At 63.4% G+C, this 17,044-nt stretch carries 16 protein-coding genes; 9 read left to right on the top strand and 7 right to left on the bottom strand.

The genetic code is table 11. The features are described from left to right. Positions 1-50: 50 nt before the first annotated feature. Both AC1DYR_RS09270 and AC1DYR_RS09265 read left to right on the top strand, forming a co-directional pair. Positions 51-938, top strand: coding sequence for a LysR family transcriptional regulator (locus AC1DYR_RS09270; protein ID WP_477704859.1), 888 nt, complete (start codon positions 51-53; stop codon positions 936-938). A gap of 105 nt (positions 939-1,043) precedes the next feature. Next, positions 1,044-1,478, top strand: coding sequence for a hypothetical protein (locus AC1DYR_RS09265; RefSeq protein ID WP_477704858.1), 435 nt, complete (start codon positions 1,044-1,046; stop codon positions 1,476-1,478). Between the two features lie 104 nt (positions 1,479-1,582). Here the strand turns inward: AC1DYR_RS09265 and AC1DYR_RS09260 are convergent, their stop codons facing one another. From AC1DYR_RS09260 to AC1DYR_RS09230, 7 genes are all read right to left on the bottom strand, one after another. Further along, the gene (locus AC1DYR_RS09260) at positions 1,583-2,671 is read right to left on the bottom strand and encodes a sulfate/molybdate ABC transporter ATP-binding protein (protein ID WP_477704857.1); all 1,089 of its coding nucleotides are present in this window, start codon (positions 2,669-2,671) and stop codon (positions 1,583-1,585) included. Between the two features lie 11 nt (positions 2,672-2,682). Beyond that, positions 2,683-3,609 (bottom strand): sulfate ABC transporter permease subunit CysW, encoded by a 927-nt coding sequence (cysW, locus tag AC1DYR_RS09255; RefSeq protein WP_477704856.1) that lies wholly within the window; start codon positions 3,607-3,609, stop codon positions 2,683-2,685. After that, complete coding sequence (gene cysT / locus AC1DYR_RS09250) at positions 3,606-4,499, bottom strand: sulfate ABC transporter permease subunit CysT (RefSeq protein WP_477704855.1); 894 nt, start codon at positions 4,497-4,499, stop codon at positions 3,606-3,608. The genes cysW and cysT overlap by 4 nt, the downstream gene beginning before the upstream one ends. A gap of 135 nt (positions 4,500-4,634) precedes the next feature. Next, a complete protein-coding gene (locus AC1DYR_RS09245) occupies positions 4,635-5,642 on the bottom strand; it encodes a sulfate ABC transporter substrate-binding protein (RefSeq protein WP_477704854.1) in 1,008 nt (335 codons plus the stop codon). Then, positions 5,639-6,238 carry an RBBP9/YdeN family alpha/beta hydrolase gene (locus AC1DYR_RS09240; RefSeq protein ID WP_477704853.1) on the bottom strand — a complete coding sequence of 200 codons (600 nt, stop codon included), beginning with the start codon at positions 6,236-6,238 and terminating at the stop codon, positions 5,639-5,641. Before AC1DYR_RS09240 ends, AC1DYR_RS09245 begins: the two co-directional genes overlap by 4 nt. A 5-nt stretch (positions 6,239-6,243) precedes the next feature. Then, complete coding sequence (locus AC1DYR_RS09235; protein ID WP_477704852.1) at positions 6,244-6,894, bottom strand: peroxiredoxin; 651 nt, start codon at positions 6,892-6,894, stop codon at positions 6,244-6,246. Between the two features lie 367 nt (positions 6,895-7,261). Continuing rightward, a complete protein-coding gene (locus AC1DYR_RS09230; protein ID WP_477704851.1) occupies positions 7,262-8,194 on the bottom strand; it encodes a LysR family transcriptional regulator in 933 nt (310 codons plus the stop codon). A gap of 183 nt (positions 8,195-8,377) precedes the next feature. Here AC1DYR_RS09230 and AC1DYR_RS09225 point away from each other — a divergent pair, with 183 nt between their 5' ends. From AC1DYR_RS09225 to AC1DYR_RS09195, 7 genes are all read left to right on the top strand, one after another. Next, positions 8,378-9,889: an ABC transporter substrate-binding protein gene (locus AC1DYR_RS09225; protein WP_477705216.1), complete on the top strand. Its 1,512-nt coding sequence runs from the start codon at positions 8,378-8,380 to the stop codon at positions 9,887-9,889. Positions 9,890-9,965: 76 nt separating this feature from the next. Beyond that, positions 9,966-10,883: an ABC transporter permease gene (locus AC1DYR_RS09220; protein ID WP_457282713.1), complete on the top strand. Its 918-nt coding sequence runs from the start codon at positions 9,966-9,968 to the stop codon at positions 10,881-10,883. Positions 10,884-10,892: 9 nt separating this feature from the next. Further along, positions 10,893-11,804 (top strand): ABC transporter permease, encoded by a 912-nt coding sequence (locus AC1DYR_RS09215; RefSeq protein WP_477704850.1) that lies wholly within the window; start codon positions 10,893-10,895, stop codon positions 11,802-11,804. 12 nt (positions 11,805-11,816) lie between these two features. Next, the gene (locus tag AC1DYR_RS09210) at positions 11,817-12,803 is read left to right on the top strand and encodes an ABC transporter ATP-binding protein (protein ID WP_477704849.1); all 987 of its coding nucleotides are present in this window, start codon (positions 11,817-11,819) and stop codon (positions 12,801-12,803) included. Continuing rightward, complete coding sequence (locus AC1DYR_RS09205; protein WP_477704848.1) at positions 12,800-13,660, top strand: ATP-binding cassette domain-containing protein; 861 nt, start codon at positions 12,800-12,802, stop codon at positions 13,658-13,660. The genes AC1DYR_RS09210 and AC1DYR_RS09205 overlap by 4 nt, the downstream gene beginning before the upstream one ends. 55 nt (positions 13,661-13,715) lie before the next feature. Beyond that, positions 13,716-15,119: a M20 family metallopeptidase gene (locus AC1DYR_RS09200; RefSeq protein ID WP_477704847.1), complete on the top strand. Its 1,404-nt coding sequence runs from the start codon at positions 13,716-13,718 to the stop codon at positions 15,117-15,119. Beyond that, complete coding sequence (locus tag AC1DYR_RS09195) at positions 15,116-16,300, top strand: M20 family metallopeptidase (protein WP_477704846.1); 1,185 nt, start codon at positions 15,116-15,118, stop codon at positions 16,298-16,300. The genes AC1DYR_RS09200 and AC1DYR_RS09195 overlap by 4 nt, the downstream gene beginning before the upstream one ends. Positions 16,301-17,044 lie beyond the last annotated feature (744 nt).

The raw sequence follows: 17,044 nt of genomic DNA, 5'->3' as shown, positions 1-17,044 counted from the left end.
GGCATCAAAATGGAATTGACTAAAGCAGGGTAACGGCTATACATTTTTGTATGGAAGAAGATGCTGGCTGGGAGCTTTACCGTTCGTTTTTAGGGGTGCTGCACGAGGGTTCGCTCTCAGGTGCGGCACGGTCTTTGGGGGTGGCACAGCCTACGGTCGGACGCCATGTCGCCTCCCTCGAAAAGTCGCTCGGCCTGGCGTTGTTCACGCGCTCACAAACCGGTTTTGCGCCGACCGAAGCCGCGCTGGGACTGCGGCCCTTCGCCGAAGAAATGGCCAGCGCCGCAGCCGCCCTGCGCCGTGCCGCCGAAAGCCAGGGTGACGGTGTGCGCGGCACGGTGCGGGTCACGGTGAGCGAAGTCATCGGTGTCGAAGTGCTGCCACCCGTCGTCGCGCAACTGCAGCGCACGCACCCGGGCCTGACCATCGAACTGGTGCTGACCAACCGCGTGCAGGACCTGCTGCAACGCGAAGCCGACATTGCCGTGCGCATGACCCAGCCCAAGCAGGACCTGTTGATCGCTCGCCGCGTGGGCGAAGTGGAACTGGGTCTCTACGCACGCCGCGATTACCTGGACGCGCGCGGCACGCCGCAGTCATCAGCGGACCTGGCGCAGCATGCGCTGATAGGGTTTGACGAAGAGACACCCTTCCTGCGTTCGGCGCGCAAAGCCTTGCCCGCATGGAAGCGGGCGGCGTTTTCCACACGTACCGACAGCGACCTCGCGCAACTGGCACTGATACGTGCCGGCGCCGGCATTGGCGTGTGCCAGTCAGCGCTGGCGGCGCGTGACCCCGCCCTGGTGCGGGTTCTGCCTGGCGAGTTGTCCTTTAAACTCGAAACCTGGCTGACCATGCACGAAGACCTGCGTCACAGCCCGCGTTGCCGTGTAACCTTCGACGCATTGGTCGAAGGTTTGCAGCAGCATATTGGTTGAAGTCTGGCAAGTTTCGATCTGCATAACCAGCTGCCTGCACACGCGCGCAACTACCCCTCCACAAACACCCTCGCCTTGCGCGGATTCACCACTAGCATTGCTGCCATGCCGTTCGAACACGAATTCATCTTGCCCAAGGACAAGAGCCTTCTTCGCCTGGCACCTAACCCACACTTCTACCGAGCGGGAAAATCGTCGTGGACGGCCAACCACGAGCGACGAATATTTCTCGTGTACCGCGGAGGCTACGGCCCCGCAGGACCGCGAGACCTGACATCCTGGGCATTCTTTTGGCGCGGCATCTTGTTGGATATCGAATTACGCAGCCTCCGGTCAGAAGCCGATGCCAGCAACAATCACATGCAGTCGCTTAAGAGAGTCGTACGCATATCGGAAGTGCATGGGCAAATCGATGGGAGGCTCGATGAAATCCTCCGCGACCTGCAGGAAGCATTGACAGCAAACGCTGTGCTTTCGTTGCAGCTAGACCTTTCCTACCAGATTCTCTTGGAAGGGCCAGATGGAAAGCCTGTTGCATAGAAGCAATTGCAAGGGCGCTAGTAGCGTCGGGCGGTCAAAGCGCCTAACCCTTCCATCGAGAAGACTCGCCCCGGCAAGCCGGGTCGAATCTCTCATTTCAAACATTACCCCTCCACAAACACCCTCGCCTTGCGCGGCGTCACCACCAGCATGTCGCCTTCGCGCAAGCCCATCTCGGCAAATTGCTGCGAGGTCATCTGGGCTTCGATGATCGAGTCGCCTGAGACATTGCCCTTTTGTTCGTAGCCTTCGGCGGGAATCAGTTCCAGCCGCGCGATCGGGCCGATCACGATGGCGCGTTCCAGGTGGGCGACGATGCCTTCAGCGCCTGGTGCATAACGCTGCACGTCCAGGTCGTGCGGGCGCACATAGGCAAAGGCCTTGGCGTCCTGTGCGCTGGCGTGTTCGGGTGAGTTGAGGCGCAGGCCTTCGAGCTGGACTTCGCCTTCGTGGGCGCGGCCGTGGAACAGGTTCACGTCACCGAGGAAGCCATACACAAACGGGCTGGCCGGGTGGTCCCACACCTCTTGTGGCGAACCAATCTGCTCGACCTTGCCCTGGTTCATCAGCACCACGCGGTCGGCAACTTCCAGCGCTTCTTCCTGGTCGTGCGTCACAAAAATACTGGTCACGTGCAGGTCGTCGTGCAGGCGGCGCAACCAGCGGCGCAGCTCTTTGCGCACCTTGGCGTCGAGCGCACCGAATGGTTCATCGAGCAGCAGCACCTTGGGCTCTACCGCCAGCGCACGCGCCAGGGCAATGCGCTGGCGCTGCCCGCCCGAAAGCTGCGATGGAAAGCGCTCGGCCAGCCAGTCGAGCTGCACCAGGTTGAGCAGCGAATGCACTTTTTCCTTGATCTGCGCTTCGCTGGGCCGCTGGCCGCGGGGCTTGACGCGCAGGCCGAAAGCCACGTTTTCAAAGACGGTCATGTGGCGGAACAGCGCGTAGTGCTGAAAGACAAAACCGACCTGGCGCTCACGCACATGCACGTCGGTGGTGTCTTCACCGCTGAAAAGAATGCTGCCGCGGTCGGCGGTTTCCAGCCCGGCAATGATGCGCAGCAGCGTGGTCTTGCCGCAGCCCGAGGGGCCAAGCAAGGCGACCAGTTCGCCCGATTGAATGTCCAGGCTGACATCGCCCAGTGCCTGGAAGTCGCCAAAATGTTTGCTGACGTTGCGGATTTCAATGCTCATGATGTTTTCCTTTAGCGAGCGGCTGCCACGGCTGTCCCGTCAACGGGACTCTGCGGCCGCTCAGGCGGCAAATCAGCCGCGGCTTTCATTTCTGCTTCGTGGCGCCATTCGGCCACCGATTTGATGACCAGCGTGACCAGCGCGAGGATGGCCAGCAGCGATGCCACGGCGAATGCGGCGACGGACTGGTATTCGTTGTAGAGAATTTCCACATGCAGCGGCAGCGTGTTGGTCTGCCCGCGGATGTGGCCCGACACCACCGACACTGCGCCAAACTCGCCCATGGCCCGTGCGTTGCACAAGATGACGCCATACACCAGGCCCCACTTGATGTTGGGCAGGGTTACATGCCAGAAGGTTTGCCAGCCGGTGGCGCCCAGCACGATGGCGGCCTGCTCTTCGTCGTTGCCCTGCGCCTGCATCAACGGGATCAGCTCACGCGCGATGAACGGAAACGTCACAAACACGGTGGCCAGCACAATGCCGGGCACGGCAAAAATGATCTTGATGTCATGCGCCAGCAGCCACGGCCCGAACCAGCCCTGCGCGCCGAAGATCAGCACGTAAATCAGGCCGGCCACCACCGGCGACACGGAAAACGGCAAGTCGACCAGTGTCGTCAACACCGATTTGCCGCGGAATTCGTACTTGGCAATCGCCCAGGCGGCTGCCACGCCGAACACCAGGTTCAGCGGCACGGCAATCGCGGCGGCAATCAAGGTGAGCTTGATGGCCGACCAGGCGTCGGGCTCCTGCAGCGCGGCAATGTAGGCGCCAAAGCCCTTGCGCAAGGCCTCAGTGAACACGGCGGCGAGCGGCAAGATCAGGAACAGCAAGACAAACATCAGTGCGACCGTGATCAGCGTGTAGCGAACCCACGGCGATTCGGTCGTACCGGACGCGACACGGCGAACAGGTTGATTCAGCGGGCCACTCATGCTGGGGCTCCCGCGTTTCGGCGCTGCCATGCCTGCAGGCCATTGATGACCAGCAGCAGCACGAACGACACCAGCAGCATCACTACTGCCACGGCCGTTGCGCCGGCGTAGTCGTATTGCTCCAGCTTGCCGATGATGATGAGCGGCGTGATTTCAGAAATCATGGGCATGTTGCCGGCGATGAAAATGACCGAACCGTATTCGCCGATCGCCCTTGCGAACGCCATGGCAAAGCCAGTCAGCAAGGCAGGCGTGATGTGCGGCAGGATGACCTTGGTGAAAATCTGCAGGCGCGTGGCGCCCAGCGAAGTGGCTGCTTCTTCGAGTTCCTTCTCGGCGTCTTCCAGCACCGGCTGCACCGTGCGCACCACAAACGGCAGGCCGATGAAAATCAGCGCAATCACCACGCCGGCCGGCGTGAACGCCAGCTTGATGCCCATGGGCTCAAGGTACTGGCCTATCCAGCCGTTGCCGGCCAGCAAGGCCGTCAGCGAAATGCCGGCCACGGCTGTGGGCAGCGCAAAAGGCAAGTCCACCAGCGCATCGACGATTTTTTTACCCGGAAATTTGTAGCGCACCAGCACCCAGGCCAGCAGCAGGCCAAACACCAGGTTGACGAGCGCCGCGATCAACGAGGCGCCAAACGTGAGGCGGTAAGACGCCAGCACGCGCGGCGATGTCACTGCGGTGACGAACTGGTCCCAGCTTAGCGTGAAGGTCTTGAAAAACAGCGCCGAGATCGGGATCAGCACGATCAGGCTGAGGTACAGCACGGTGTAGCCCAGCGTGAGGCGGAAACCGGGCAGCACGCGTTTTGCGGCGCGTTTGCTACCCGCAGGAACACCTCGCGCTGACTGCGCTAATGACGTGGAAATTGTTTGAGTGAGCATGTAAAAACGGCACTGACCTGTCTGGGCGTCAAACGAAGGAGGGCAATTTTCCGACGGGCCGCCCCTAGGAAAATTCGCCCCCTCGGGGGGCAGAGAGCTACGCGAAGCGAGCGAACGTGGGGGCCAGTTTTCGGTCTACTTGACGGTGTACAGCTTGTCGAACTGGCCGCCGTCGTTGAAGTGCACTTTTTGCGCTTCACCGAGGCTGCCGAATACGTCTTGCACCGTGAAGAGCTGCAGCGGCTTGAAGGTGCTGGCGTATTTTTTCAGGATGGCCTGCGAGCGCGGGCGCAATGCATGGCGTGCGGCGATTTCCTGGCCTTCGTCTGAATAGAGGTAGTTCAGGTAGGCCTTGGCCAGCTCGGCCGTGCCCTTCCTGGCCACGGTGCGCTCCACCATCGCCACCGGGTTTTCCGCCACGATGCTGATGGACGGATAGACCGCGTCCACCTTGCCTTCGCCGAACTCCCTGTTCACCGACAGCACTTCGGACTCAAACGTGATCAGCACGTCGCCGATATTGCGTTGCAGGAACACGGTGGTCGCGTCGCGCCCGCCCTTGCCCAGCACCGGCACGTTTTTGTACAGTTTGCCGACGAACTCGGCGGCTTGCGCATCCGTGGCGCCCTTCTTCTTCGCATATCCCCAGGCGGCCAGGTAGGCGTAGCGGCCATTGCCGCCGGTTTTCGGGTTCACCAGAATCACCTGGATGCCGGGCTTGATGAGGTCGTCCCAGTCCTTGATGCCCTTGGGATTGCCATTGCGCACCAGGAACAACATGGTGGACGTGGTGGGCGATGCGTTGTCGGGAAACTTCTTCGTCCAGTCTTTGGCGACCACGCCGGCGCCGGCCAGGAAGTCCACGTCGGTCGAGGTGTTCATGGTCACCACATCGGCGTCCAGGCCATCGGCCACGGACCGTGCAATGGCGCTGGAGCCGCCATGCGACTGGTCAATCTTGATGTCTTTGCCCGTGGTCTTCTTGTAGTGGGCAATGAAAGCGGCGTTGTATTCCTTGTAAAACTCGCGCGCTACGTCATACGAGCCATTGAGAAGCGTTTGCGCCGAGGCCGTGCCGGAGAATGAAGCGCCCGCGGCCAGTGCCAGCGTTACAAGGGCTATTTTTATTTTTGAAGAAGTCATGCCGTTTCCAGGGACCCAAAAGAAGAAGACGAAGAATTTGCCAAAGAAGAAAAATCAAGACGGGGCGCCGTCAGCGATGCATCACCTGCCAGCGACTGCAACAGCGCAATGCCCAGCGGCCATTCGCCGTGGCCCGACTCCACATTGATGTGGCCGGCGTCCTGCATGCGCACAAATTCGCTGCCCCAGGCGCGGGCATAGGCACCGGCCAGGCGCACCGGGCAATACGGGTCGTTGCTGCTGGCCACCAGCACGCTGCGGTAAGGCAGCTTCTGGTAGGGCACGGGCGCAAAGTCGCTCAGCACGGCGCGGCGCTCCGGGTCTGCCGGCGCCACCAGCAAGGCACCATGAATGCGCTCTGCCGCCTCAGGCGGCAAGTGCGCCGTGGCAATGCAGCCCAGGCTGTGTGCCACGATCACGACCCGCTCGTCCTGCAGCAAGATGGTGTTGGCCAGCGAGGCGACCCAGGCCTTGCGCGAAGGCGTGATCCAGTCGTCCTGGCGCACGCGCACCGCATTGCTCAGGCGTTCGGCCCACAGGCTTTGCCAGTGGCCGGGGCCCGAGTCACGCCAGCCAGGGACGATGATGAAACGCACTTTGGTTACTTATTAGGCTGGGGCGTGACGCGCAAGTAAGGCTTGATCGCCTTGAAACCCTTGGGAAACCGCTGGGCAAGTTCGGCCGGGTCCTGCAGGCTGGGCACGATGATCACGTCGTCGCCGTCTTTCCAGTTCACCGGCGTGGCCACCTTGTAGCCGTCGGTCAGCTGCAGCGAGTCAATCACGCGCAGGATCTCATCGAAGTTGCGGCCCGTGCTGGCGGGGTAGGTAAACGTGGTGCGGATGGCCTTTTTCGGGTCAATGATGAACACGCTGCGCACGGTGGCCGTGGGGCCGGTGCTCAGGGCATTTGGGTGAATCATGTCGTACAGGTTGGCCACCTTGCGATCGGCGTCGGCCAGGATGGGGAAATTCACCGTGGTGTTTTGCGTCTCGTTGATGTCATTGACCCACTTGCCGTGCGACTCCAGCGGATCCACGCTGATGGCGATGGGCTTGACGTTGCGCTTGGCAAATTCACCGCTCAGGGCTGCGGTTTTGCCCAGTTCGGTGGTGCAGACGGGTGTGAAGTCTGCGGGGTGCGAAAACAGCACCACCCAGGAATCGCCTGCCCATTCGTGAAAGGAAATCTTGCCGGCGGTGGAGTCCTGGGTGAAGTCGGGGGCGGTATCGCCGAGTCTGAGAGTGGTCATGCTGTGCTCCTTGGTTGCTGATCAAAGCATTGTGGGGAGCAAGCGTTAAAACTCAAAAGAATATATAGCTCTTAATTTATCTCAATAATCGAATAACGATTCAAGGCACTGGTATTTTCCAGCGCTATTGTTTTGATAGCTGCTTGCGCACAGTGTTGTTGGGTCACTGGCCATTTGTGTCTTCAATAGTTGCGCCACAAGCATCCTGGCGGCATCAAAGCACAGCCGCGACACCCTGATTCAAGTTTTTTAGCTGTTTTCAGGCACAAAAATTGGCTTCAGCCCAATGGCTGCTTGCGCAAGCAGCTATCGTATTGATAGCAACCCAGCACGGGGCCAGCAAGGCGCCCGCCCTGCCGCCGGCAGCTCAGGCCGGTGAGCCCGACAGCTCTGTTTTCAAATGCGCCAGAAAGGCCTGCGCCGCCCGCGACAGCGTGCGGCCCGCGGCCGTCTGCACTTCGACATTGCGCAGATCCAGGCCGCGGTCACGCAGGCGTATGCAGGCAAACTCGCCGCGCTGGACCTTGTAGCGCACCGATATTTCGCCCGCGATGGTGACGCTTTCCGGGTAATGGCGCAAAAAGTCGTTCAGGCTGCTGACGTAGTTGCTGGTCAGCACCGGCGACACGGTCAGGCCCTGCAGGCTGCAGGCGATGTCAAACAGCTGGCGCACGGTGGTATTTGTTTCCGGCAGCACGATCGGATAGGCCAGCAGCTGCTTCAGGCTGATCTGCTTGAACTGGGTCAGCGGGTGGTCAAAGCGCATGGCCGCCATCACCGGCGACGGCTGCACGTGCTCTACCTGAATGCCGCTTTCGGGCGTGCGGCTCATGGTAAGGCCGATGTCGGCATCGCCATGCAGGACGCGGCGCGAGCATTCCGCCGGGGGGTGCGCACCCAGGTGAAACTGGATGCCGGGATGCGTCCTCATGAAGTCGCTGATGGCCTTGGGCAGGAACTCCATCGCAAAACCTTCGGTGCAGGCCAGCCGCACCCGCCCGCGCTGCATGCCTTGCAGCGCCTGGATCTCATGCACCACGCGCTCCGAGTCGTGCGCCGATTTGAGCGCGTGCACGGCCAGCATCTCCCCGGCGGCGCTGGGCACCATGCCCCTGGGATGGCGGTCAAAAAGGGTTGCACCGAGCAGGTCTTCCAGGTGCGCGATGTGGCGGCTGATGGCAGACCCCGCCACATTCAGGCGCTGGGAGGCTTCGCTGATGGAGCCGCAGCGCACGACCTCCAGGAAGTAGCGCAGCGCGGTGTCCTGCAATTGACGGGCAACCTGGGGAGAAAGGGTCATGGGCGTCGGGTGATGGCGGAGCTGCCAGGGCATGGGCAACCGGAGCATTGCCGATTTGGCAACGCAATCATACATATTCTCTAATGCATGGAATGGTCTTTCGGTCTGGTTCTTGCGCAGAATGAGCCGTCTCCACTCCCCACGCCATGACGAAGGACTTTTATGAAGCAATTTTTCACCACGATGGTGCGTCAAAGTTTTGTGCTTGCGGCCTTCGGTGCGGGCCTGACTGCAGCCCACGCAGGCAAAGCCAACGACACCCTGGTTTACGCCTCGGACAGCGAGGTTGAGAACGTCAGCCCGTACCACAACAACATGCGTGAAGGCGTGATCCTGGCCAACCTGGCCTGGGACACGCTGGTCTACCGTGACCCCAAAACCGGTGAGTTCAAACCCCAGCTGGCCACCGCCTGGAAATGGGAATCCGCCACCGCGTTGCTGGTCACCCTGCGCCAGGGTGTCACCTTCCACAACGGTGACAAGTTCAGCGCCGACGATGTGGCCTACACCTTCAATGTGGTCACGGCGCCGGAGGCCAAGATCGCCACGCGCCAGAACACGGGCTGGATCAAAAACGTCGAAAAGCTCGGCGACTACCAGGTCCGCATCAATTTGAAGGCGCCGTTTCCGGCCGCGATGGACTACCTGGCCGGGCCCACGCCGATCTACCCCGCCGCTTACATGAAGAAGGTGGGCCTGGAGGGCTACAGCAAGGCGCCCATTGGCACCGGCGCCTACAAGATCACCGCCGTGGTGCCAGGCCAGGGCGTGACCATGGTGAAGAACACGGCCTACTTCAAGGACAGCCCGGCGGGCCAGCCGAATATCGGCACGGTGAGGTTTGTCGTGATCCGCGACCCGGAAGCGCGCGTGGCCCAGCTGATGACGGGCGCGGTGGACTGGATCTGGCGCGTGCCGTCGGACCAGGCCGAGTCGCTCAAGTCCAGGCCCAACACCACCGTGCTGAGCGGTGAAACCATGCGCGTGGGTTTCATGTCGATCAACAGCAACGGCACCACGCCGGAAGCCCTGCCCTTCAAGGACATTCGCGTACGCCAGGCCGTCAACCACGCCATCAACCGCAAGGGCCTGGCCGACAGCCTGGTGCGCGGCGGCAGCCAGCCGGTGTATTCGCCGTGCTTTCGCACCCAGTTCGGCTGCGAAACCGAAAAAGAGGTGAAGTACACCTACGACCCGGCCAAGGCCAAGGCACTGCTGGCGGCCGCGGGTTACCCCAACGGCTTCGACACCGACCTGTGGGCTTACCGCGAGCGTGAATATGCCGAAGCCATGGTGGGCGACCTGCGCAAGGTGGGCATACGCGCGCGCCTGCATTTTGTGCAGTACCCGGTGCTGCGCACCGAAATCTATTCGGGCCGCGCACCCCTGACCTTCCAGTCCTGGGGATCGTTCTCCATCAACGATGCGTCCGCGTTTGTCGGCAACTACTTTGAAGGCGGCCCGGACGACACGGCCAAAGACCCGCAGGTGATTGCACTGCTGAAAACCGCCGACAGCACGGTGGACAAGACCGAGCGCAAGAAAAAATATGCGCAGGCCCTGCAGCGCATCAGCGAGCAGGCCTACATGGCGCCCATGTTCTCCTACTCCACCAACTACGCCTTCACGCCGGACCTCAAATTCACGGCGCATGCGGACGAGCTGCCGCGCTTCGTCCAGGCCAGCTGGAAGTAGCCACGATGGCCCGGCCGTGCGCCGCATGGCTGGGCTGACCCGCGCAGTCCGCTAACGCAACAACCGGGGCATTCCCATGCTGCAATACATATTCCGCCGCTTTCTGGTGGCCCTGAGCGTCATGCTCACGGTGGCCGTCGTCAGTTTCATGCTGCTGCACCTTTCCGGCGACCTGGCGGCCTCCATCGCCGGCGCCGAGGCCAACGCCGCGGCCGTCGAGGAAGTGCGCGTCCAGTACGGCCTGAACCGCCCCATCACCACCCAGTTTTTTGACTGGCTGTGGGGCGCGCTGCACCTGGACTTCGGGCGTTCGTTCTTCTTCCAGAACACCGTGATGGAACTCATCGGCGAGCGCCTGCCCATCACGCTCAAGCTGGGCGCCGTGTCCCTGCTGCTGGCGGTGTCGGTGGCGATTCCGCTGGGCGTGCTGGCCGCCGTCTACCGCGACACCTGGATAGACCGGCTGGCGCTGATGGTGGCGGTGGTCGGCCAGGCCATGCCCAACTTCTGGTTTGCGCTGACGCTGATCCTGCTCTTCGCCGTCGGGCTGCACTGGCTGCCCGTGGCGGGCAACACCACCTGGCAGCACTTTGTGTTGCCGGCCATTGCGCTGGGCTACTACGCCATGCCCTCGCTGATGCGCCTGACCCGCGCGGGCATGCTCGACGTGCTGGGCGCGGACTACATCCGCACCGCGCGCGCCAAGGGCCTGAGCCCGGCGCGCGTGGTGTTCAAGCACGCCTTGCGCAACGCCATCATTCCGGTTGTCGCCCTTGCGGCCGTGGAGCTGGGTTTCATGCTGGGCGGCTCGGTCGTCATTGAATCGGTCTATTCGATGCAGGGCCTGGGCCAGCTCGCCTGGGACTCCATTTCGCGCAACGACTACCCCGTGGTGCAGGCCGTGGTGCTGATCATCGCCGTGTTCTACATCGGGCTGACATTCCTGGCCGATGTCTTCAACGCCGCGCTCGACCCCCGCATGCGCACACGCTAGGACATCACCATGAACGCACCTTCCCTGACCGTTTCCGCCGCGCCGGCGCTGCCGCTGCCGCCCATTCCCGCGTGGCGCCGCAGCCTGCGGCGTGTGCTGGGCCACCGCGGCATGACGCTGGGCAGCATCCTGCTGGGCCTGGCCGTGGTGGCAGCCCTGTTCGCGCCCTGGCTCAGCCCGCATGACCCGTATGCGCAAGACGTGACCCAGCGCCTGATCCCGCCGTTCTGGCACGACAAGGGCAGCTGGGAGCACGTCTTCGGCACCGACAAGCTCGGCCGCGATTACCTGAGCCGCCTTTTGTACGGCGCCCGCGTATCGCTGGGCATCGGGCTGGTCGCGGCGCTGGTGTCCGGGCTGATCGGCACCACCATGGGCGTGCTGGCCGGCTATTTCGGCGGCCGTGTCGACGCCGTGGTCAGCTACATCATCACCACCCGGCTGGCCATGCCGGTGGTGCTGGTGGCGCTGGCAACGGCTTCCCTCATCGGCGGCTCATTGCAGGTGGTCATCATCCTGCTGGGCCTGTTGCTGTGGGACCGCTTTGCCATCGTGACGCGCTCGGCCACGCAGCAGCTGCGCGATGCCGAATTCATCGCCGCCGCCAAGGCGCTCGGCGCGTCCACGCCCTACATCCTGGTGCGCGAGCTGCTGCCCAACCTGATGGGCCCGCTGACCGTGGTGGCCACGCTGGAGATGGCGCACGCGATTTTGCTGGAGTCCACCCTCTCCTTCCTGGGCCTGGGCGTGCAGCCGCCCACGCCGTCGTGGGGGCTGATGGTGGCCGAAGGCAAGGCCTACATGTTCTTCCAGCCCTGGGTGATCCTGGTGCCCGGCGTGGTGCTGGCCCTGCTGGTGCTGGCCATCAACCTGGTGGGCGACGGCCTGCGTGACCTGACCGCGCCCGACGGCCGCAACTGAAAGGGAACCCCCATGGACATTTTGCTGGACGTGAAGAACCTGCGTGTGGACCTGCCGACACCGGGCGGCATGCTGCATGCCGTGCGCGGCATCGACTTCCAGGTGCGGCGCGGGGAAATGCTGTGCCTGGTCGGCGAGTCCGGCTGCGGCAAGTCGATGACGTCGCTTGCGCTGATGGGCCTGCTGCCGCGCAAGGCGGTGCGCACCGCCGACCACATCCGCTTCGGCGGTGTGGACCTGCAGGGCCTGCCCGAGCGGGAAATGTCCCTGCTGCGCGGCTCGCGCATGGCGATGATTTTCCAGGAGCCGATGACGGCGCTGAACCCGTCGTACACGCTGGGCGACCAGCTGTGTGAGGCGCTGCGCGCGCACCGCAAGGTCAGCATGGCCCAGGCGCGTGAGCGTGCGCTGTACCTGCTCGAACGCGCGGGCGTGCCGCAGGCCGCGGACCGTTTGCGGCAGTACCCGCACCAGCTCTCGGGCGGCCTGCGCCAGCGCGTGGTGATTGCCATGGCCCTGATGTGCGAGCCGGACCTGATCATTGCCGACGAGCCCACCACCGCGCTGGACGTCACCATCCAGGCGCAGATCCTGCGCCTGATCCGCGAGCTGCAAAAAGAATTCGGCACCGCCGTTGTCTTCATCACCCATGACCTGGGCGTGGTGGCGCGCATCGCTGACCGCGTGGCCGTGATGTATGCGGGCGAGGTGGTGGAAACCGCGCCGGTGGCCGAACTGTTCGCCCACCCCGCCCATCCCTACACCCGCGGGCTGCTCAACTGCATTCCGGTACGCGGCAAGACCCTGCCCGGCAGCCGCCTGCAGGCCATCCCCGGCGTGGTGCCCAGCCTGGTGGGCAAGGTAGAGGGCTGTGCCTTTGCCAACCGCTGCAGCCAGGTACAGGCAGGCTGCGCCGCCACCCCGCCCTATGTGGCGCTGGACGCGGAGCATGCCGTGCGCTGCGTCGCGGCTTCACCCTTGCTGGCGGAGGCCGCATGAACCCCACCACCCCTTTGGCAACGCCCTCCGGCGGCAGCGAAGACATTGCGCTGGAGCTGTGCGCGCTCAGCCGCGTCTTCAAACTCAAGCGCGGGCTGTTCACAGCGCCCGGTGAAATCAGGGCGGTGAATAACGTCTCGCTTCGCATCCGCAAGGGCGAAACCCTGGGCCTGGTCGGGGAGTCCGGTTGCGGCAAAAGCACCCTGGCCAAGATGCTGCTGGGCTTGCTGCCGCCCACCTCCGGCAATGTGCTGGTCAACGGCAAGGAAGTCGACAGCAGCCAGCGCCGCGCCCTGGCGCGCCACATCCAGCCCATTTTTCAGGATCCGTATTCATCACTGAACCCGCGCCGCACGGTGGCAGAGATCGTTCGTGTACCGCTGGCCCTGCACAAAGTGGGCACCGCGCAGGAACAGCAGCGCAAGGTGCGCGAGATGCTCGACCTGGTCGGCATGCCCGAGCGCACACACAGCCAGTACCCCAACCAGCTTTCGGGCGGGCAGCGCCAGCGCGTGGCGATTGCGCGGGCGCTGGTGCTGCGCCCCGACATCCTGATCTGCGACGAACCGACATCGGCGCTCGACGTGTCGGTGCAGGCGCAGATCCTGAACCTGCTGATGGACCTGAAGGCCGAGTTCGGGCTGACCTATTTCTTTATCAGCCACGACCTGGGCGTGGTCGAACACCTGGTGGACCGCGTGGCCGTGATGCACCGCGGCGCCATCGTCGAGCTGAGCACGCGCGAGCAGGTTTTTGCCCGGCCCGAGCACCCTTACACCCGCATGCTGCTGGCCTCCGCCCTCACGCCCGAGCCCGGGCTGGGCGTGCCCGACATTGCCGCCGAAGCCATCGCCTGACGTTTTACCCATTCATTTCAACCGCGCAATCTCCCTTCAATTTCAAGGACCCCTCATGAGCCGTACCCAAGCCGTGGCCCAGACCCTCGCCTGTTTCGACGACGGGCGTTTCCAGCAAACGCTGGACCGCCGTGTTGCCTACAAGACCGAAAGCCAGGACGCTGCCAGCGGCCCCATCCTGCACGCCTATCTGCAGGACGAAATCACGCCCAAGCTCACGGAGCTGGGTTTTGCCTGCCGCATCGTCGACAACCCGGTGCCGGGCAAAAGCCCTTTCCTGCTGGCCGAACGCATCGAGCCCGGCGCCGCTTTCACCGTGCTGACCTACGGCCATGGCGACGTGGTGCGCGGCTACGACGCCCAGTGGCGTGAAGGCCTGAGCCCCTGGAAGATCGTGGTCGACGGCAACCGCTGGTACGGCCGCGGCACCGCCGACAACAAGGGGCAGCACACCATCAACCTGACCGCGCTCGAGCAGGTGCTGGCCGTACGCAGCGGGCGCCTGGGCTACAACGTGAAAATCATCCTGGAAATGGGTGAAGAGGACGGCTCGCCCGGCCTGAACGAAGTGTGTGCCCTGCACCGCGATGCGCTGGCGGCCGACCTGTTCCTGGCCTCCGACGGCCCGCGTGTGTCGGCTTCGCGCGCCACGCTGTTTCTCGGCTCGCGCGGCGTCTTCAACTTCGATCTGCACCTCAAGCTGCGCGACGGCGGCCACCATTCGGGCAACTGGGGTGGCCTTTTGCGCAACCCCGGCATCCGCCTGGCCCATGCGATTGCCAGCCTGGTGGACGCCCGCGGCCGCATCCTGGTGCCCGGCCTGCTGCCCACCGCCATTCCGGCCAGCGTGCGCACCGCGCTGCAGGACATCGAGGTCGGCGGCGGCCCGAACGACCCGGAGATCGATCCCGACTGGGGCGAGCCGGGCCTCTCGCCGGCCGAGCGCGTGATCGGCTGGAACAGCCTGGAGGTGTTGGCCTTCACCACCGGCAACCCGGCCATGCCGGTGCATGCCATTCCGGCCGAGGCGCGCGCGCATTGCCACATGCGCTATGTGGTGGGCAGCGACCCGGCGAATTTTCTGGCGCACATCCGCAAGCACCTGCTGGCCCACGGCTTTGACGATGTGGAAGTGCGCGGCACCGACATGAACATGGCCGCCACCCGCCTCGACCCCGACAACGCCTGGGTGCGCTGGGGCATGGCGTCCATCGAACGCAGCACCGGCCGCCGCCCGGCCCTGCTGCCCAACCTCGGCGGCTCGCTGCCGAACGATGTGTTTTCTGAAACGCTGGGCCTGCCCACGCTGTGGGTGCCGCATTCGTACCCCGCCTGCTCCCAGCACGCGCCGAACGAACACATCCTGGTGGACACCACCCGCGAATCGCTGCAGATCATGGCCGGCATGTTCTGGGACCTGGCTGAAGAAGGCGCCGGCGTGATGGAGGAATGCGCATGAGCGCCGCGATGAGTGCCGTGACGAACGACGTACAAGTGCCAGGCTGCGCCGCCACCGAATGGCTGGCCGGCCAGCGCCCCGCCATGCAGGCGGCCCTGGCCACGCTGGTCGACATCGACTCCAGCAGCCACGACAAGCCGGGCACCGACCGCGTGGCCCAGGCCATGGCAGGCTGGCTGCAAACCGCGGGCATCAGCGCCGAACACCGCGGTGATGTTGCCGAGGGAGACGTGCTGCTGGCCCGACTGCCGGGCGCGCAAGCTGCGGCAGCGCCGGTGGTGTTGATGGGCCACCGCGACACCGTATTCCCCACCGGCACCGTAGCCCAACGCCCCTGGCGCGTGGACGGCGAGCGCGGCTACGGCCCCGGTGTCTCCGACATGAAGTCCGGCCTGGTGCTGCAATGCTTTGTGATGATGGCGCTGCAAAAACTGCCGCCGCTGCCCTTTCCGGTGCTGGGTCTTTTCACGGCCGACGAAGAAGTCGGCTCGCAAAACGGCCGCATCGCCATCGAAACCCATGCGCGCGGCGCGCGGGCAGTCTTCAACTCCGAGCCCGGCCGCGTCAGCGGCAACCTGGTCACCGAGCGCAAGGGCGGCGCCACCTTTTTGATCGAAGTCACCGGCCGCGCCGCCCACTCGGGCATGAACCACGCCGACGGCGCCAGCGCGATTGGCGCCCTGGCGCAACTGGTCACTGCGTTGCATGCCTTGACGGATTACAGCTGCGGCATCACCACCAATGTCGGCCTGATCAGCGGCGGCATGTCGACCAACACCGTCGCACCGGCGGCGCAGGCCAGGCTCGACGTACGCTTTCGCACCCTGCCCGAGCGCCAGGCGGTGTTCGCCAGCATCCACGCCCTGGCCGCCGCGCCCGGTGTGCCGGGCACCACCATCCGCATCACGCAGATGTCGGAGTCGCTGCCCCTGGAGCCCGAAGCCAGCAGCGACCTGATGCAGCGCTACAAAACGAGTGCGGCCGAAGTCGGTTTCGACGTCAACGGTGAAGCCACGGGTGGTTGCTCCGACGCGGGCTTCACCGCATCGCTGGGCATTCCCACGCTGTGCGGTGTCGGCCCGGTGGGCGCCAAGGCGCACACCGACGGCGAATACTGCTGCCTCGATACGCTGGTGCCGCGTGCGCAGGCGCTGGTCAAAACGGTGTTGAGTTTGGTTTAAGCGTACTTCGCCGTGGGAGGCGAGAGGCAACCCACGACTGTCAAGTTTCGCGTCAATGCGACCCACCTTTTTCGCAGTCGCTTGATCCCATCAAAACCCTGAAATGTGGATTGCCAGTTCTGCGCAATAGGACATCATCAGTGGCTCAATGCTCGATGAAAAAACGGATCAAACACACACGAAAATCCACAGCCTGCCGTGCCGGCCGCTGCCAAGCGTCCCCGGTCGCTGTAGCTGAATGTGCTCAGCCCGTCGCTGGCGATGTTGTCTGCTGCGTCGTGGGTGCTGGTGCGGGTTCCTAGTGCGTCCTGAATCTGGTCGATCCGGTTGCTGCTTAGAAAATTTTATTTTCTAGCTTCCTAACTCGCTCGTCTAATTTGATGATCGAAACATAACAGAAGACAAAAAATATAGACAAAAACGCAATTAATGCGTAGTAAAGAGTTGAACCGACTCTTACCTCAAGCAGCGAATACAAGGCAGCATTGGCAAGGATTAGGGCAAGTATTCCAAGTAGTCGCATAGTCATTTTTGTAGAACAGGAAATGCATTTGGCCTTGCAAGCAGCATAGCCTGCTTCACAACCTTTATAAAGACCGCTTTGCGACATACCCGTCACTCCCTCAGTGATATTGGGAGAAGCACCGCCATTCGTTCAGGCGCACTCGGGCGCCGGCGATTGCCGCCTACTGGCAGTAAATAACCTTGTTCGCTGATATCGCCCGACGGCTTCCGCCCGGTTGC

The sequence above is a fragment of the Polaromonas sp. P1_F9 genome (assembly GCF_056405615.1).
The sequence above is the reverse complement of the archived record's forward strand: the minus strand, read 5'-3'. Positions and strand labels throughout refer to the sequence as shown.

Excerpts from the sequence above, each read along its gene's own strand:
- AC1DYR_RS09265 (WP_477704858.1), top strand. The coding sequence starts at position 1,044 with ATGCCGTTCGAACACGAATTCATCTTGCCCAAGGACAAGAGCCTTCTT.
- AC1DYR_RS09215 (WP_477704850.1), top strand. The coding sequence starts at position 10,893 with ATGAACGCACCTTCCCTGACCGTTTCCGCCGCGCCGGCGCTGCCGCTG.
- AC1DYR_RS09245 (WP_477704854.1), bottom strand. The coding sequence starts at position 5,642 with ATGACTTCTTCAAAAATAAAAATAGCCCTTGTAACGCTGGCACTGGCC.
- cysT (WP_477704855.1), bottom strand. The coding sequence starts at position 4,499 with ATGCTCACTCAAACAATTTCCACGTCATTAGCGCAGTCAGCGCGAGGT.
- AC1DYR_RS09200 (WP_477704847.1), top strand. The coding sequence starts at position 13,716 with ATGAGCCGTACCCAAGCCGTGGCCCAGACCCTCGCCTGTTTCGACGAC.
- AC1DYR_RS09270 (WP_477704859.1), top strand. The coding sequence starts at position 51 with ATGGAAGAAGATGCTGGCTGGGAGCTTTACCGTTCGTTTTTAGGGGTG.
- AC1DYR_RS09230 (WP_477704851.1), bottom strand. The coding sequence starts at position 8,194 with ATGACCCTTTCTCCCCAGGTTGCCCGTCAATTGCAGGACACCGCGCTG.
- AC1DYR_RS09210 (WP_477704849.1), top strand. The coding sequence starts at position 11,817 with ATGGACATTTTGCTGGACGTGAAGAACCTGCGTGTGGACCTGCCGACA.
- AC1DYR_RS09205 (WP_477704848.1), top strand. The coding sequence starts at position 12,800 with ATGAACCCCACCACCCCTTTGGCAACGCCCTCCGGCGGCAGCGAAGAC.
- AC1DYR_RS09195 (WP_477704846.1), top strand. The coding sequence starts at position 15,116 with ATGAGCGCCGCGATGAGTGCCGTGACGAACGACGTACAAGTGCCAGGC.
- cysW (WP_477704856.1), bottom strand. The coding sequence starts at position 3,609 with ATGAGTGGCCCGCTGAATCAACCTGTTCGCCGTGTCGCGTCCGGTACG.
- AC1DYR_RS09260 (WP_477704857.1), bottom strand. The coding sequence starts at position 2,671 with ATGAGCATTGAAATCCGCAACGTCAGCAAACATTTTGGCGACTTCCAG.
- AC1DYR_RS09220 (WP_457282713.1), top strand. The coding sequence starts at position 9,966 with ATGCTGCAATACATATTCCGCCGCTTTCTGGTGGCCCTGAGCGTCATG.
- AC1DYR_RS09225 (WP_477705216.1), top strand. The coding sequence starts at position 8,378 with ATGGTGCGTCAAAGTTTTGTGCTTGCGGCCTTCGGTGCGGGCCTGACT.
- AC1DYR_RS09235 (WP_477704852.1), bottom strand. The coding sequence starts at position 6,894 with ATGACCACTCTCAGACTCGGCGATACCGCCCCCGACTTCACCCAGGAC.